At 65.6% G+C, this 14743-nt stretch carries 20 protein-coding genes; 10 read left to right on the top strand and 10 right to left on the bottom strand.

All coding sequences use genetic code 11. The features are described 5' to 3' along the window. The first annotated feature begins 253 nt into the window (after nucleotides 1–253). A complete protein-coding gene (locus ACZBJS_RS30015; RefSeq protein WP_168857299.1) occupies nucleotides 254–718 on the top strand; it encodes an Rrf2 family transcriptional regulator in 465 nt (154 codons plus the stop codon). Beyond that, on the top strand, nucleotides 705–1523 hold the full coding sequence (locus tag ACZBJS_RS30010; protein ID WP_229192795.1) for a class I SAM-dependent methyltransferase: 819 nt from the start codon (nucleotides 705–707) through the stop codon (nucleotides 1521–1523). The genes ACZBJS_RS30015 and ACZBJS_RS30010 overlap by 14 nt, the downstream gene beginning before the upstream one ends. Before the next feature lie 40 nt (nucleotides 1524–1563). On the opposite strand, the gene ACZBJS_RS30005 is transcribed toward ACZBJS_RS30010, so the two are convergent. From ACZBJS_RS30005 to ACZBJS_RS29965, 9 genes are all read right to left on the bottom strand, one after another. Next, on the bottom strand, nucleotides 1564–1731 hold the full coding sequence (locus ACZBJS_RS30005) for a hypothetical protein (protein ID WP_168857300.1): 168 nt from the start codon (nucleotides 1729–1731) through the stop codon (nucleotides 1564–1566). Nucleotides 1732–1779: 48 nt separating this feature from the next. Then, nucleotides 1780–2199, bottom strand: coding sequence for a large conductance mechanosensitive channel protein MscL (mscL, locus tag ACZBJS_RS30000; RefSeq protein WP_076834941.1), 420 nt, complete (start codon nucleotides 2197–2199; stop codon nucleotides 1780–1782). Nucleotides 2200–2277: 78 nt separating this feature from the next. Next, nucleotides 2278–2562 carry a hypothetical protein gene (locus tag ACZBJS_RS29995; RefSeq protein ID WP_229192794.1) on the bottom strand — a complete coding sequence of 95 codons (285 nt, stop codon included), beginning with the start codon at nucleotides 2560–2562 and terminating at the stop codon, nucleotides 2278–2280. A gap of 77 nt (nucleotides 2563–2639) precedes the next feature. After that, nucleotides 2640–3044 carry a DUF3597 domain-containing protein gene (locus ACZBJS_RS29990; RefSeq protein ID WP_229192793.1) on the bottom strand — a complete coding sequence of 135 codons (405 nt, stop codon included), beginning with the start codon at nucleotides 3042–3044 and terminating at the stop codon, nucleotides 2640–2642. Nucleotides 3045–3322: 278 nt separating this feature from the next. After that, nucleotides 3323–3823, bottom strand: coding sequence for a GTP-binding protein (locus ACZBJS_RS29985; RefSeq protein ID WP_057018933.1), 501 nt, complete (start codon nucleotides 3821–3823; stop codon nucleotides 3323–3325). Continuing rightward, nucleotides 3823–5574 carry an OmpA family protein gene (locus tag ACZBJS_RS29980; protein WP_316398012.1) on the bottom strand — a complete coding sequence of 584 codons (1752 nt, stop codon included), beginning with the start codon at nucleotides 5572–5574 and terminating at the stop codon, nucleotides 3823–3825. Before ACZBJS_RS29980 ends, ACZBJS_RS29985 begins: the two co-directional genes overlap by 1 nt. Nucleotide 5575: 1 nt before the next feature. Beyond that, complete coding sequence (locus ACZBJS_RS29975) at nucleotides 5576–5962, bottom strand: hypothetical protein (protein ID WP_229161741.1); 387 nt, start codon at nucleotides 5960–5962, stop codon at nucleotides 5576–5578. A 139-nt stretch (nucleotides 5963–6101) separates the two neighbouring features. After that, nucleotides 6102–6758: a response regulator transcription factor gene (locus tag ACZBJS_RS29970; RefSeq protein WP_028335911.1), complete on the bottom strand. Its 657-nt coding sequence runs from the start codon at nucleotides 6756–6758 to the stop codon at nucleotides 6102–6104. A 49-nt stretch (nucleotides 6759–6807) separates the two neighbouring features. After that, a complete protein-coding gene (locus ACZBJS_RS29965; RefSeq protein WP_316398013.1) occupies nucleotides 6808–7878 on the bottom strand; it encodes a sensor histidine kinase in 1071 nt (356 codons plus the stop codon). A 247-nt stretch (nucleotides 7879–8125) separates the two neighbouring features. Here ACZBJS_RS29965 and ACZBJS_RS29960 point away from each other — a divergent pair, with 247 nt between their 5' ends. From ACZBJS_RS29960 to ACZBJS_RS29940, 5 genes are all read left to right on the top strand, one after another. Then, on the top strand, nucleotides 8126–8440 hold the full coding sequence (locus ACZBJS_RS29960; RefSeq protein ID WP_225161524.1) for a hypothetical protein: 315 nt from the start codon (nucleotides 8126–8128) through the stop codon (nucleotides 8438–8440). A 222-nt stretch (nucleotides 8441–8662) separates the two neighbouring features. Continuing rightward, nucleotides 8663–9115: a MarR family winged helix-turn-helix transcriptional regulator gene (locus tag ACZBJS_RS29955; protein ID WP_076834935.1), complete on the top strand. Its 453-nt coding sequence runs from the start codon at nucleotides 8663–8665 to the stop codon at nucleotides 9113–9115. Nucleotides 9116–9156: 41 nt separating this feature from the next. Continuing rightward, nucleotides 9157–9771, top strand: coding sequence for an isochorismatase family protein (locus tag ACZBJS_RS29950; RefSeq protein WP_076834934.1), 615 nt, complete (start codon nucleotides 9157–9159; stop codon nucleotides 9769–9771). Next, nucleotides 9758–10087: a hypothetical protein gene (locus tag ACZBJS_RS29945; protein ID WP_253588658.1), complete on the top strand. Its 330-nt coding sequence runs from the start codon at nucleotides 9758–9760 to the stop codon at nucleotides 10085–10087. Before ACZBJS_RS29950 ends, ACZBJS_RS29945 begins: the two co-directional genes overlap by 14 nt. Further along, entirely contained in the window at nucleotides 10084–11346 is a 1263-nt protein-coding gene (locus tag ACZBJS_RS29940; protein WP_316398014.1) for an MFS transporter, read from the top strand. The genes ACZBJS_RS29945 and ACZBJS_RS29940 overlap by 4 nt, the downstream gene beginning before the upstream one ends. A gap of 68 nt (nucleotides 11347–11414) precedes the next feature. Here ACZBJS_RS29940 and ACZBJS_RS29935 read toward each other — a convergent pair whose 3' ends face one another. Further along, nucleotides 11415–11591, bottom strand: coding sequence for an MJ0042-type zinc finger domain-containing protein (locus ACZBJS_RS29935; RefSeq protein WP_316398015.1), 177 nt, complete (start codon nucleotides 11589–11591; stop codon nucleotides 11415–11417). 391 nt (nucleotides 11592–11982) lie between these two features. On the opposite strand from ACZBJS_RS29935, the gene ACZBJS_RS29930 reads away from it, so the two are divergent. The 3 genes from ACZBJS_RS29930 to ACZBJS_RS29920 are packed head-to-tail and all read left to right on the top strand — an operon-like array spanning nucleotide 11983 to nucleotide 14741. Further along, the gene (locus ACZBJS_RS29930) at nucleotides 11983–12690 is read left to right on the top strand and encodes a TetR/AcrR family transcriptional regulator (protein WP_076834932.1); all 708 of its coding nucleotides are present in this window, start codon (nucleotides 11983–11985) and stop codon (nucleotides 12688–12690) included. 20 nt (nucleotides 12691–12710) lie between these two features. After that, complete coding sequence (locus ACZBJS_RS29925; protein WP_057018944.1) at nucleotides 12711–13682, top strand: ABC transporter permease; 972 nt, start codon at nucleotides 12711–12713, stop codon at nucleotides 13680–13682. A 42-nt stretch (nucleotides 13683–13724) separates the two neighbouring features. Further along, nucleotides 13725–14741, top strand: a complete 1017-nt coding sequence (locus ACZBJS_RS29920) for a sugar ABC transporter substrate-binding protein (protein WP_057018945.1) — start codon at nucleotides 13725–13727, stop codon at nucleotides 14739–14741. Nucleotides 14742–14743: the final 2 nt, after the last annotated feature.

Genomic DNA, 14743 nt, shown 5'->3' with positions numbered 1-14743 from the left:
CCAGAAAAGACCGATTTGCCTCGGTCCTGCCGAGCATGCACCGCGACACAGTGAATCATTCCCCGGACACCCCTGCCTGAAAGGGGGAAGGTCGGGATGGGGGTCAGCCGCGGACGACGCTGCAAGTGGAGAGAGCTGATCCCCATCCGCTTTGCTCTGGCGAGCAAAGCGACCTCCCCTTTTCAAGGGGAGGTAGGAGGGCGACCAGGAGCCCCCCTTGACGGCCGCCGCTTCATGTAACATATGACGTTACATGATCCGCGATAGCCGCCTGTCCAGTGTCCTGCATGGCCTGCTCCACATGATCGGGGCCGGCGAGCCGGTGACGTCGGAGCAACTTGCGCAGGCGATGGCCACCAACCCGGTGGTGGTGCGCCGTGTGATGGCGGGGCTGCGCGAGCAGGGTCTCGTGCATTCGGAGAAGGGCCATGGCGGCGGCTGGACGCTGGCGCGCGATCCGGCCGACATCACGCTCGCGGACATCTATCGCGCGGTCGGCGCGCCCACGATCGTCGCGATGGGCCATCGCTCGGAAAATCCCGGCTGCCTGGTCGAACAGGCCGTCAACGACGCGCTCGGAGACACGTTTCGCGAGGTCGAGGCGCTGTTCCTGAAGCGGCTCGGCGCGGTGACGCTCGATGTGCTCGCGAAGGATTTCAAGCGCCGGCTCGCCAAACACAAACAAAGTCTCGAGGATCAGATTCATGCAGTCAAGTGAGCAGGCGAAACCTCTGCCGTACAACGATCCCGCGCATTGGGACAAAATGGTCGCCGCCTATGAGGCGCAGTCGCAGCCGTTCACGACATTGTTCGCCGACGCCGCGGTCGCAACGCTTCCGATCGACCCGTCATCCAGGGTGATCGACGTCGCCACCGGCACGGGCGCCGCGGCGCTGGCCGCCGCCCGCACCGGAGCCGAGGTCACCGCGATCGATTTCTCCGCCGGCATGGTGGCGCGGGTCCGCGCGCTTGGTGTGGCGAATATCGAGGCGCGGCAAATGGACGGCCAGGCGCTCGATCTGCCGAATGCCGCGTTCGACGCGGCTGTGTCGGTATTCGGCGTGATGCTGTTTCCGGACTGGCGCGCCGGCCTCAGCGAGATGGCGCGGGTGACGCGACCGGGCGGATCGGCGGCGATTGCGGTCTGGAAGAGCGCCGATGGCGCCGCCGTGCATCTCCTGCTCTCGCAGATCATCCGGCGGCTCTATCCCGACAATGTCACGCCGATGCCGTGCACGGGCCTCGCCGAGCTCGCCGACCCCGACCGCCTCGCCGCTGCGCTCATCGCCGCCGGCTTCTCCGATCCGGCGATTGCCGAGATCACCCACGACTTCAAGCTCAATGTCGCCAATCCCGCCGACGTCGACAAATTGTTCGAGTTCATGCCGCATTGGAGCGGGCTCGATGCCGACCAGAGCGCCGCAGTCGCGCGCGCCTTCCGCGCCGAGATCCAGCGCAGGCGGGTCGGCGACAGCTTCGCGATTCCGTCGACCGCGCTGATCGCGACGGCCCGGCGGGCTTGACCGAAACAGCCGCGATCCGGTCGTGCGAGGTCATGGCCGCCTAGCGCTTGTCGTCGTCCGGCTTTTCTTCATCGCTCGGCGGCTGCAGGCCGGGACTGTTGGCCCAGCGGTCGAGTTCCTCGATCACCCGCCGATGGCTCGGCCGCAGCGGCTCTGCACCACCGGGCTCTTGCGATAATTTTCGGGGCAGCTTGACCTGATCTGGCATGGCTAGGCTCCAGAGCTGGGGCTGTACGCGCGATACGAGGCGCGATCGCTACGCGCGCGACTTGAGGAGATCGCGAATCTCGGTGAGCAGCTCCTGATCCTTGGTCGGCTTCGGCGGTTCGGCCGGCGCCGCGGGCGCTTCGCGCTTGAGCTGGTTCATGAGGCGGACCACGATGAACAGCACGAAGGCGACGATCAGGAAGTTGAGCGTCAGCGTCAGGAAGTTGCCCCAGGCCAGCACCGCGCCCTGCTTCTTGGCATCGGCCAGGTTGGTCGCCGTCACCGACTTCGACAGCGCCGTGAAATAGTTGGAGAAGTCGAGCCCGCCGCTGATCGCGCCGATGATCGGCATGATGACATCGGCCACCATCGACGAGACGATCGCGCCGAACGCCGCGCCGATGATCACGCCGACGGCGAGATCGACGACGTTGCCCTTCATGGCGAATTCCCTGAATTCCTTCAGCATCTGATCTCCTGTTTTCCAAATGAATGCGGTGGCACGGCCCGGCGACTGGATCGCCGGCCGCTCCAAGGGGACGAAAGACTATTTGCGATCGGCCGGCTTCGCGGGCGCCGCGACCGGCTGCGCAGGCGCGGCCTGCTCCCATGGCGCCGGCAGGATGACCCGCGCCGGCGGCGGGTTCTGCGCGGCGCGCTGCACATTCGCATTTTCCGGCCGCGGCTCGTCGCGGGCGTTATCCGCGCGGGCGGTGGCGACATCGATGCCGAGCGCCAGCGCGACGGATCCGAGTGCCGCGCCGACCAATACGGCGGACCGCACCACACCAGCGCGCGGCCTGTTCAGGATGGCAGGATGAGATGAGGTCATCGCAACTGCTCCTCACGCAATAGACATCGTTCGGAACCGCGCGGGCGCGAGCGCCGCGCGCGGCTGGAGGCGGGACGTCAGGTCTTGATGTCGTCCGGCAGCTTGCCGCCATTGGCGGCGAGCTTCGCCATCACCTGCTGATGCAGCCAGACATTCATGGCGGCGCTGTTGCTGGTGTCGCCGGTGTAGTGCAGCTCCTTCGCGAGCTCCTTGCGCGCCGCGAGGCTGCTGTCGAGGCCGAGCGCCTTCATCAGGTCGACGATCGAGCTGCGCCAGTCGAGCTTCTCGCCGGTCGCCGCGGCCGCCTTGTCGACGATCGCGGCGACGTCGACGGATTGTGCCGCCGCCGTGCCGGGCGCAGCGGATGCAGCCGTCGACGTCGAAGGCGCTGCGCCGGGCGCAGCCGCCGTTGTGCTCTCAGCGGTTTTGGCCTGGGCGCCGTGGCCGAAGATTGCACCCATGATGCTTCCAAAAATGCTCATGATCTCTCGCTCCGTGCGCCCGAGATACCGTTCGTCCCGTGGCTGTTTCCAGTGACGGGGCGGACGATAGGCAGGCCATTGGCCGAGCGGAAGATGACCATCGTCACTATCGGAGTGTGGGACGGCGTGGTGCTGTCGGCGGAGCGTGCGGCTTTCTGCGGCCGCGCGAGAGCCTTTCATCGTACGCCCCACGTGCGATGAAGTCAGCCGTCCCGGCCCGATTCGCCAGCCCCGAGAAGTCGGGGCGGCTGACACAGACGTGTGCGCGTTGTCGCTAGCTAGAGCTGGCGGCGGCGGATGGTCTGGGCGAGTTCGACAAAGCTCTCGGCGATGCCGACGCCGGTCTTGGCGCTGACCGATTTGACGCTCGACTTCGCAAGCCCGGCAATCGCGCCCGCGCTGCCCGCGGCTTCCGGCAAGTCGATCTTGTTCAGCAGCGCCCGGTAGGGCCGGCCCGGGAAGCGCTCCTCGAAGCCGCGGACCAGTTCCACCATGCGGGTCACCGTCTGCGGCCGCGTGACGTCGGACACGATGATGGCGGCGGATGCGCCGGTGACATAGACCGTGTCGAAGATCTGCGTGCCGAAATCGCCGTCGGTGTCCCACAGCACGAGGCGCATCGGATCGCTGCCATCCGCCGGCGCCACGTCGTGGCTCAGGATCTCGACGCCCAGCGTCGATTTGTACTGGCCCTCGAACCGGTTGTAGATCAGCCGATAGAGGATCGACGTCTTGCCGACCCCCATATCGCCGAGCAGCATGACTTTCGCGGTGAGCATCAGCGGGCCACTTCGCCTCGATAGACCGTCTCGAACGCCACGCGGCGATTACCGCCGACGGTGGCGTCGACCCGGTCGGTGATCGGCATCGTCGCCGCGCGCGAAACCAAAATCAGCCGCGACGGATCGACCCCGAGCGCAGTCAGCCTGCGCTGGACCTGCTCGGCTCGCTTGCGCGCCAGCGTCCGGTTGGTGCCTTCCGTGCCGCTCTGATCGGCATAGCCGACGATGCGCAGCCTGAGATCGTTGTTCGCCATTAGTCCGGCGAGTTCGCGCAGCTGCTGCTCGGCCTGGTCGTTGTCGAGGACTTCGTCTGAATTGTTCGCGAAGAAGATCGCAGTGGTGGCGATGAAGCGGTCGAGCCGCGCCGCCGGACCGTCGGCGACGGCTTGCAGCTTCGAATATTGCTCGGCCAATTTGGCATACTGCTCGCCGAGCCTGTCATATTGCTCGGTCAGGGCGACATATTTCTGGTCGCCCGACTTCGCCTGCGCACCGATCGCCTCGCGCATCTGGTCGAGGCTCGCCTGCAGGCGCGTCAGGCTCTGCTGCAGGCCCGCGATGCCGGCCTGCGATGCCGCGATTTGCTCGGGTGCGGACACCAGACCGATGTGGTTGACGATCTTGTACGGTGCCGCGGCCGCGGCGAGCGCATCGATCAACGGCGCGGTTTCCAGCTGGCTCGGCTCGATGCCTGAAACGGCCACGCTTCGGCTGCCGTGATCGAAGTCGAGCCGCAGCGGGAACGAGGCCAGCAACGGCTGCTTTGCGGCGAGCTGTTCCAGCGCCGCCTGGGTCCGCCGCTCCAACAGGCCGCGCGTCACCGATGTCGCGGCAAGCCAGAGCAGCAGCGCGGCCACGGCCGCGAGCAAGGCGAACAGGATCACCTTGCCGCGCCGGCTCGCGATCCGCCGTGGCGTATCGTCGGTCTCGATCGCGGCTGCCAGCGACGCCAGCATCGGCCCGTCGCAATCCGCGCCGCGGTCGATGCGCTCGATCGCATCGAAGAACAGCGAGTTGATCCTGGCATTGTCGGCTGGCCGCAACGGTCCCAGGCACTCCGCCGCCAGAATGAAGCGGGGCGAGGCGCGCAGCGCGAGCTGTCGTCCGCCGAAATCGAGCGTCTGCAGATTGCCTTCGCCGGCCAGCGCCTGCACCGAGAACTCCAGGATCGCCGCGACCATCGCGCTGAGCAGGTCGGCGCGTTCGTCGGCGGTCGCATCGCGCTTCCAGTCCGCGATCAGGCGGCCATTGCCGCGTTCGATGATCAGGAGCCGGTTGATCTGCGGCGGCTGATCGGCGAGCACGAATTCGCTGATCGGGCGTCCCGTCACCAGCGATTTGACGCGGCCGACCCACAATTGCGCCGAGGTCAACGCATTGATGCGCTGCTCGAGCGAGGCAACCAGCTCCCTGAACGAATTCGCCACCGCGGCGCTGACCAGCCGGCCGACGATCGGATAGAGCGCCTCGATCATCTGCTCGCGCGAGTTCTTGATCTCGCTGCGGATCGCCGAGACCACGACCGGCGCAATCGCGCTGGCGAGCTCGCGCGGCCGGTTGACCTCGGCGCGCTCCAGCGCCTCGACCAGGATGCCCGCGGTTGCCGTCTCCAGGCGGTCGGCGTTGCCGACATAGCGCTGCAGCGAGTCGAGGTCGGCCTCCAGCGACGTCAGGCGCGTCGCCTCGGGCTGAAACAGCAATGTCTTGAGCTGCTCGATCTCGCGGTTCTGGCCGGCAGCAGCTGCCATGCTATTTGCCCGTGCGGCCGGATCCCAATCCGCTGATGACCGAGCCGAGCTGGGTGATCGCCGCGCCGACATCCTTCAGCGAGTCGAGCCGCTTCTGCTCGGTATCCCGCTCGAGGTCGGAGAGCCGCGCAGAAAGCGCGGTGAGCTCGTTAGTGAAGTCCGCCTGCATCTGCTTGAGCGATGCCTGCATCTCCTCGCGCAGACCCGAGAGGTTGGTCTCGAGCGAACGTTGCGCGCCGCCGAACAGCAGGTCGCGAACCTGATCGATCGCCGCCATGCCATGCGCCGCCGGATCCACGCCGTTGCCGGCCGCCGCAGCGTCCGCCGGTCCGTCCGTACCTTTGGTCTGGCGCTCGATACCCTTCATGGTCATTTCCCGCTTACTCATAGCTGCGCAATCCGGACCTGCGATGTCAAAAAGCAAATCCGAAACAACCCTATAGCCAATTTTGCGGGCGCGGCCCAGAGAAAGGCGAGCAATCTCAGCCGGATCAACCGCGTGGTTGTGCGATCACGGCCAATTATTTCTAGTAAGTTATTGCCTTTATTGCGAGTTCTGTACGGTTCTTGACCTGGCATTTCTCCAGAATCGTGCTGACATAGTTCTTCACGGTTCCTTCGGCCAAATGCAGCTGCTCGCCGATCTCGGTGTTGCTCTTGCCCTCGACGATCAGCGTAAGAATTTCATTCTCCCGTGCCGTCAGCCCGTCGCGAACCGGCAGCTTCGCCGAGACGCGCGGGCCGCGCAGCCGCTTGAACTCGTCGAGGATGCGCGCGGCGACGCCGGGCGAAAGCCCGGACTGGCCGTTGATGACCGCGCGGATCGTCGAGGCGATCTCCTCCATCCTGGCGTCCTTCAAGAGATACGCCTTGGCGCCTGCGCTCACCGCCTCGAAGATCAGGTCGTTGGTCTCGAACGTCGTCAGCACCACGATATGGGTCTGCGGCAATTCGCGGAGAATCCGCTGGGTCGCGGCGATGCCGTCAACCCGCGGCATCTGCAGGTCCATCAGGATGACATCCGGCCGATAGCGCCGCGCGAATTCGATAGCCTGCTCGCCGTCGGCCGCGCCGGGAAGGATCTCGAAATCGTCGTTCTGCTGGGCGAGCAGCGTGGCGATACCTTCCCTGATCAGCGTCTGATCCTCGGCGATCAGCACCCGTATCTTCTCAATTCTGCTCACGAGCTTTCCGTCATCCTCTCGAAAACGTGTTGCATGCGCGGCAACGAATTCAATCGGCCAGCACGCCGGCTGACGCTGCCGGCGGCACCGCCACGGGGAGCGAGATCCGGACCAGCGTTCCCTGCCCGGGCGCGCTCTCCACCGCGCAGCTGCCGCCGACAAGTTCAGCAAATTCGGCCATACCAATCAATCCGAAATGTCCTGGCGTCGGGACCGCGAGATCGAAGCCGCAGCCGTCATCGCGGATCTCGACAATCAGCTTGCGGCCGACCGCGGCCGGTTCGTCGAAGGCGTGAAAGAAGACGCGGCGCGCCCGCGCATGCGTCTGAACATTGCGCAGTGCCTCGCTGAGGATGCGCTGAACCGTCAGGCCGCAATCGCGCAGGCCGGAGCGCGCCGCTTCGTCGATCTGGATCGACACCCTGACACCGCTGCGCGCGGCGAAGTCGCTGAGCAGCCCCTCGACATCGGGATCAAGCTTCAGGTCGTCGGGCGTGCGCAGGCGGTCGATGGCTTCGCGGGCGCGGTTCAGGCCGCTCGCGGCCGCATCTTCAGCTGTCGCGAGGCTGTCCGCCACACGGGCGGGATCGGCCGACAAATAATGCCGGATCAGCCGGATCTGGGTCAGCAGCGCCACGATCGAGTGCACCAGCGTATCGTGCAGATCGCGAGCCAGCCGCAGCCGCGTCCGCGCCAGCGAGGCAAAGCGCACCTCCGCGCTCGCCGCCTCGAGCTGCTGCTCCATCAGGCGCCGGGCGCGACGCTCGCTGCCGAGCAGCGTTTCGACCTGACGGCCGGCAAAATCCGGCATGGCGATGACGAAGTAATGCGACTGCGCGCCGTTCCACAGCACGACCGCCGTCATCGGTTGCGTGATGTCAGGCGACGCGCCACGCACACCGGCCAGCGCGATCATGTCCCGCTGGCCGCTGGCAAGCGCCGCCAGCTCGGCTTCCATGCCGACCAGCAACACACACTCGCAGCAATCGACGCCGGTTGCGGGAAGCCACTCGACCAGCCGGCCGATCTTCCGCTGCATGCTTCGATCGGCGCCGATGACGGCGAGACCGATGACGTCGGCTTCTGCGGCCGCAAGCAAATCCGCGCTCAGATCGATCATGCGTTGCCCATCAACTCAGCGAGCAGCCACTCTGGCGTAAGCCGGCAGCGGTCGCAAACGAATATGACTTTCGTCACAACCGGTCCTGACCTTCGTCAGATGCCACGGCTGCTCGAAATGCGGTTCTGTCTCACGAATGAGCAACAGCGCAAGCCATGATGTGCCACATGCCGGCGTCCATGGCGATGCCGGCCGGGCGCCGGGCCTCGCGAAAGGTCGCGCCAGTCGGCCGGAATGTGAGCTGACAATGAAGGGCGCACCACGGAAACCGTCGGGCATCGAGCTGCGCATGCTGGCGGAAGCAAGCAAGCCCGCGCGGCGCCGGCGCCTGAGCGCAACCCAGAAGATGGCATTGCAGGAAGCGCTCGCCGGCCGCCTGCAGCTCTATCCGCGCGGATATGCCGCGAGCAAGACGGGGCCGTTCCACTCCCGACGCGCCATTCTCGGACTGGTGCGCGCCGGCCTGATGAGCCTCAGCGCAACGGCGCGCTATGCGGCCGTGACCAGGCGCGCGCGCGAGATGTACGAGGCCGCGGCAAGCAGCGACGCTGCGCCCGAGTAAGCGCGCGCCATTACGCTGAGGCGCTCAAAACCCTCACCGTCCATTTCATTTCTTCGCTGAGACCTGGCCGGCGTCACGCACGCGCGGGCGCTGTCGCGTGCCGCGCCGATTCCGGCTGCGAATAGCGTCAAACCAGCCGGTTGGCTGCAGCAGGACACGTATGCAGATAAACTGCGAAGATAATCTTTACAGTTTACCTTCATATATGCTATCCGATCCGGCATGAGCAATGGACCGGCCCGCCCCGGCTCGGCGCGCACATCCGCGCTGGCCGAAGATCTTCGCCTGTTGATTGGAAGGCTGAAGCGGCGGCTTCGCGAGCAGGGTCAACGCGAGGACCTCCCGCCTTCCCAGGTCGCGGTGCTGCTTCGCCTCGAAAAGGATGGCCCCGCGACCGTGTCCAGCCTGGCGCGATCGGAGGGTATGCGTCCGCAATCGATGAGCTCGGCGATATCGGCGCTCGAGGCTGCGGGCCTGGTCCGCGGCGCGCCGGATCCGGACGACGGCCGGCAGACCATCATGTCGCTCACCGATAGCTGCCGCGAGCGGCTTCGCACCGGCCGCGCCGCACGGCAGGACTGGCTGTCGCGCACCATCGCCGCGCGGCTGTCGGCGCGGGAGCAGGACGAACTCGCCGCCGCCGTCGGCTTGCTGAAGCGGCTGGTCGAGGATTGAGGCCGGCTGCGCTGCGACAGCTTGCGAGAAAGGTAACGACCATGGCCCTGACCACGCTCGATCCGATCACCGCATTGATCGTCATCGATCTGCAAAGCGGCCTCATGGGCTGGCCCTTCGCCCATCCGATCGGCGACATCGTGGCTCGCGCCGCCGCGCTTGGCGCTGCGTTCCGGCGGCACGGTCTGCCGGTCGCGCTGGTCAATGTCGACGGCAGCTCGCCGGGACGAACCGAGCAGGCGCCGCGCCATGGAAATCCAATTGGAAATCCCATTGGAAATCCATTTGGCGGCCCGCTTCCCGACGGATGGACCGATCTCATTCCGGAGCTCGACCGACAGCCCGGCGACATCGTTGTGACCAAGCGAACGCGAGGCGCATTTGCCAGCACCGACCTCGAAAGCCTGCTGAGAGCGCGTGGCGTCACGCAAGTCGTGATCGCCGGCGTCGCCACCGCGGGCGGCGTCGAATCGACGGCGAGACAGGCCTATGAGGCGGGCTTCAACGTCACGCTCGCAATCGACGCCATGACCGATGCGCGGTCGCACGCGCATGAATACAGCATCGAGCACGTGTTCCCGCGGCTTGGCGAAACCGGCTCGACGCAGGCGATCATCGATCTCGTTGAAAGGACCAACGCGCATGAACTGGCTTGATCTCGTCGCCTATTTCTTCGGCGGCGTCTTTCTCACCAATGCGATCCCCCACGTCGTCGCCGGCATGATGGGCGAAGCGTTCCAGAGCCCGTTCGCCAAACCGCCCGGCGAAGGCCTGTCCTCATCGACCGTCAACATCGTGTGGGGCTTCTTCAACCTCGCGGTCGGATATCTTCTGGTCTGCCGCGTCGGCGACTTTGGCTTGCGAACCACCAGCGACGTTGCAGCGCTCGGGCTCGGCGGTCTTCTGATCGGCCTGTTCCTGGCGCGGCGGTTCGGGCGGTTTCACGGCGGGAATGAACCTCAGAGAACATGAGACGCGTATTTCGATCGCTCGCGAGCTTCAACTACCGGGTCTGGGCGGCCGGCGCGCTGGTATCCAACATCGGCACCTGGATGCAGCGCGCGGCGCAGGACTGGCTGGTTCTCACCCAGCTGACAAATCACAGCGCGTCCGCCGTCGGCATCGTGATGGCGCTGCAATTCGGGCCACAACTATTATTGATGCCGTGGACCGGCTTTGCCGCCGATCACTTCAACCAGCGCAAACTGCTGATGGCGACCCAGGCGACGATGGGCGCGCTCGCACTCATCCTCGGCATTCTCACCGTCACCGGGCTGGTGCAGCTCTGGCACGTCTACACCTTCGCGTTCCTGTTCGGCTGCGCGGCGGCGCTCGATGCCCCGGTGCGACAGACCTTCGTCGCCGAACTGGTCAGCGATACCAATCTGTCGAATGCGATCGCGCTGAACTCGACCTCGTTCAACGCCGCGCGCATGATCGGCCCCGCCGTCGCCGGCCTGATTATCGCCTCCGTCGGCACCGGCTGGGCATTCCTGTTCAACGGCGCATCGTTCCTGGCGGTGCTGACCTCGCTGACCCTGCTGCGCACCTCCGAGCTGCGCCCGAACGCGCGCGCCCATCGCACCAAGGGAAGCGTGATGCAGGGCTTCCACTATGTCTGGTCGCGGCCCGATCTCAGGGCGACGCTGATCATGCTGTTTCTGATCGGGACCTTCGGACTGAACTTTCCGATCTTCATTTCCACCATGGCGGTTGGCGTGTTCCACACCGATGCGCGCGGCTTCGGCCTGCTGTCGTCGATGATGGCGCTCGGAACGATGTCGGGCGCGCTGCTGGCAGCGAGCCGCGAGGAGCCGCGCTTCGGCTCGCTGATGCTGGGTGCCGCGATCTTCGGGCTGGGCTGCACGCTCGCCGCATTGGCGCCGAGCTATCGGCTGTTTGCCGCGGCGCTGGTCGTGATCGGCGTCGCCGCGCTGACCGTCACCAACACCTCGAACGCGCTGATGCAGCTCTCGACCGAGCCGGCGATGCGCGGTCGGGTGATGGCGCTGCGGCTCGGCGTTGCGCTCGGCGGCACGCCGATCGGCGCACCGATCGTCGGCTGGGTCGCCGATCACCTCGGCCCGCGCTGGGCCCTCGGCGTCGGCGCCGCCGCCGGCTTTGCCGCAGCGATCGTGGCGATCGGCATGCTGTCCCGATCGGGCGGCGAAGCCGAGCGCCGCAGCCAGGAGGCGCGAAGGAGCGAGGTCAACCTGCCGCAGCAGCGTTGAGCATGGCGCCACCGACCGGCGCTGCTACCCTGTGTTTGAGCACGTGTCCTTCACGCGAACCGAAAACGCTAGTAGGCGTAGGACGTCTTGCCCGGCTGCACGGTCAGCCGAAAGGCGACGTCGGCCGAACCATCCATCAGCTCGATGATGTGGTCGCACACCAGGCAGCGGAACTCACCCGCGGCGCCGCCCTTCGACGTCAATTCGATCCGGCGATAGCCGGCCTGGCAATGGGGACACGTCACGTCAGATTTTCGCATCGAATCAGCAAGCCGTTGCGCTCTTGAGCTTCCCACACGCCCATCATCGGAATGTGACGCCCGTCTAACCGGCGTGCTGGTCGACCAGACTACCTGGAATTTGTGCTGTGCTTTCAGCGCGAAAAGTTCCCGACGATGGCCAGAACGACGACGCGCCCAGGCCGGCAACACGGCCGCGGACCCAAAAAACGAGCGAGCGCTCTCTCAGAAAATTTCATCATCCCCCTTTTCCGGGCGCCGTTTCGTGGGCTAGGAATTAGACAAGGGCGTAAAGCCCGGCTCGGACCAGCAACAAAATGAAATGGTCCGGGAGCATAGCCAGGGAGGCAACGTGGGTCTCGCGCGTCAGCGACCGGGGACGGCGAATGCGTTCGCGATGGACGTGCTTTGCGCGCGCATCCTCGAACGTCATCGGGATTCCATCCGGGTCCAGAAAACCCATCTCGCCGTTCCGAATCTCACGCGCATCATCGGCGCCACGCTCACGCTTTCCAACAAGCACGGCTTTCACGCCACCACGCTGCGCCAGCTCGCGGAGGCCTCGGGCCTCAGCATGGGCGGCCTTTATACGTATTTCGACAGCAAGCCGACGCTGCTGTCGATGATCCTCGGCGAGGTCGCCGAGACGGTGGCGGAGGTCCTCAACTCGCCGCCCGCGGACGTGAAGCAGGATGCGCGCAAGCATCTGCACTGGATCATCGCGACCCATGTCCGGATGAGCGAGGCGATGCAGCCCTGGTTCGTGTTCTGCTTCATGGAAGCGAAGTCGTTTCCGCCGGCGGAGCGCCAGCGCGCCATCGAGATGGAGGTGATGACCGAGAAGATCATCGCCGGCGTCCTCAAGCAGGGCGTCGCCAGCGGCGTCTTCACGATCGACCAGGTCACGCTGACGGCATCGCTGATCAAGCCGCTGCTGCAGGACTGGTACGTCAAGCGCGCCAAGTACCGCAGACGTGGCACCTCGATCGAGGCCTACATCAACACCGTCGGCGCATTCGTCGACGCTGCGGTCGCAGCCAGGACGCGGCCCGGCCGCGTCGCGACCGGCTCCCGCACCAGATCCAGGCAGACGGCGCACCTATAGACGCAAGGAAGGGCGAGGCAATGAAGCGCTTGCGGTTCAATCAACAGGAGATCGTCTTCGCCGTCTTTGCCGTGCTGTTCCTGGCGTTCTCGATCTTCCTGCGCGGCTTCCTGACGCCGGAGAACATGCTGACGCTGCTGCAGAACGTCGCGGTGCTCGGCATCCTCGGGCTTGCGATGGCGATCGTCGTGATCGGGCGCGGCATCGACATCTCGCTGATCGCAGCCCTCGCGGTGCCGCCGGGGCTCGTGCTGCAGATGGTGCAGAACGGCCACTCGCTGCCGGCCGCGCTCGCGACGGCGGTGCTGCTCACGATCGCGTTCGGCCTGGTCAACGGCTGGCTGATCGCCTATGCCGAGGTCCCTTCGCTGTTTGCGACGCTGGCGACCGGCCTGCTGCTCGCCGGCCTCGGGCAGGCCGCGCTGTTTCAGCTCGACGTCGTGCAGTGGAGCGACGGCATGAAGGGCTTCGAGCGGCTCGGACAAGGCACCATCCTCGGCATTCCGACCTCGATCGTGATGTTCGCGATCGCCTGCGTCGTGGTCGCGTTCCTGCTGCGCCAGACGCGCTGGGGCGCCTATATCTACGCGATCGGCGATAATCCCTACGCCGCCCGCGTCACCGGCATCCCCTCGCGCCCGATCATCGTGCTGCAATATGTCGTCGCGGCGCTGATCGGCTGCTTCGCGGGCCTCGTGATGGCGGCATCGGTCAACTCGATGCCGACCCGCATCTTCAATTCGACCCTGATCTACGACGTCATCCTCGTCGTCGTGCTCGGCGGCATCGGCCTGTCGGGCGGCCGCGGCGGCGTGCTCAACGTCATCATCGGCACGCTGCTGATCGGCACCATGCTGAACGGCATGACCATCATGGACATTTCCTACGCCGGACAAAATCTCGTCAAGGGTGTCGTCCTGCTGCTCGCCGTCATCACGGATTCATTCCTGAATCCGCGCAACGAAGAAACGGCACAGCAGGGTGACATCTGAACCAAGCCACAAGAACATTCAATCACGACCAAGGAGGAACCAATGAAATACGCTGTCAGCACTGCAAAGGTGATCGCCGCGGCGCTTGGGCTTGCCGCCATCGCCGCCCCGGCTCTGGCCCAGCAGGGCCTGGACGAGCCGTTCCAGAAGCCGTTCAGGGAAGCCCTCGCCGGCAAGACGGTGGCCTACGTTCCGGTCGCCATGAACTTCGACCTCACCGAAGGCTGGTACGCCGGCATGAAGAAGGAGCTCGAGCCCTTCGGCGTGAAGTTCGAGATCCGCGATCCCAACTGGAACACCAATGCCGGCGCGCAGGCAGTGACCTCGCTGATCTCGGAGAAGCCCGCCGTGATGGTGATCCACAATCCGGACGTGCAGACCTACGCCAAGTTGCTGCAGCGCGCCGAGAACGAAGGCATCTACGTCATCCAGATCAACATGGGATCGGCCTATCGCTCGTCGGCCTTTGTCGGCGCCAACTGGATCGAGATCGGCGAGCGCGACACCGAAGCCGTGGTGAAGGCCTGCCAGGGCAAGTCGAACAAGATCGCCATCGTGCAGGGCGCGCTCTCGGCGGCCGCCAGCGCCTACACGCTCAAGGGCGTCGAGAACGTGCTCGCCAAGCATCCGGAGATCAAGGTGGTCTCGAGCCAGGCGGCCGACTGGGATGCCGCGAAGGCCAAGGCGATCACCCAGACGGTGCTGAAGCAGAATCCTGATCTTTGCGGCATCGTCGGCTTCTGGGACGGCATGGACATCGGCACCGCCGCTGCGGTGAAGGAAGCCGGCCTGACCGGCAAGGTGTTCGTCGCGACCTCTGGCGGCGGCGAGCGCAAGGGCGCCTGCGAGCTGGTGAAGTCCGGCGCGTTCGATCTCAACATGAGCTACGACGTGCCCACCCAGGCCGCGCAGATGGCCGGCACGATCAAATGGCTGCTGTCGTCGGGCGCCAAGGCCGGCTCGATCAAGGGGTCGGAATACACGACGCTGATTCCGATCACCAAAGAGAACGCGGACAGCCAGACCGCGTGCTGGAATCTCAGTGACCTGAAAAAATAGTC

It is taken from the genome of Bradyrhizobium sp. KZN70725, from assembly GCF_055264925.1.
Note: the sequence above shows the minus strand (reverse complement) of the source record. Positions and strands in the feature narration are given on the sequence as shown.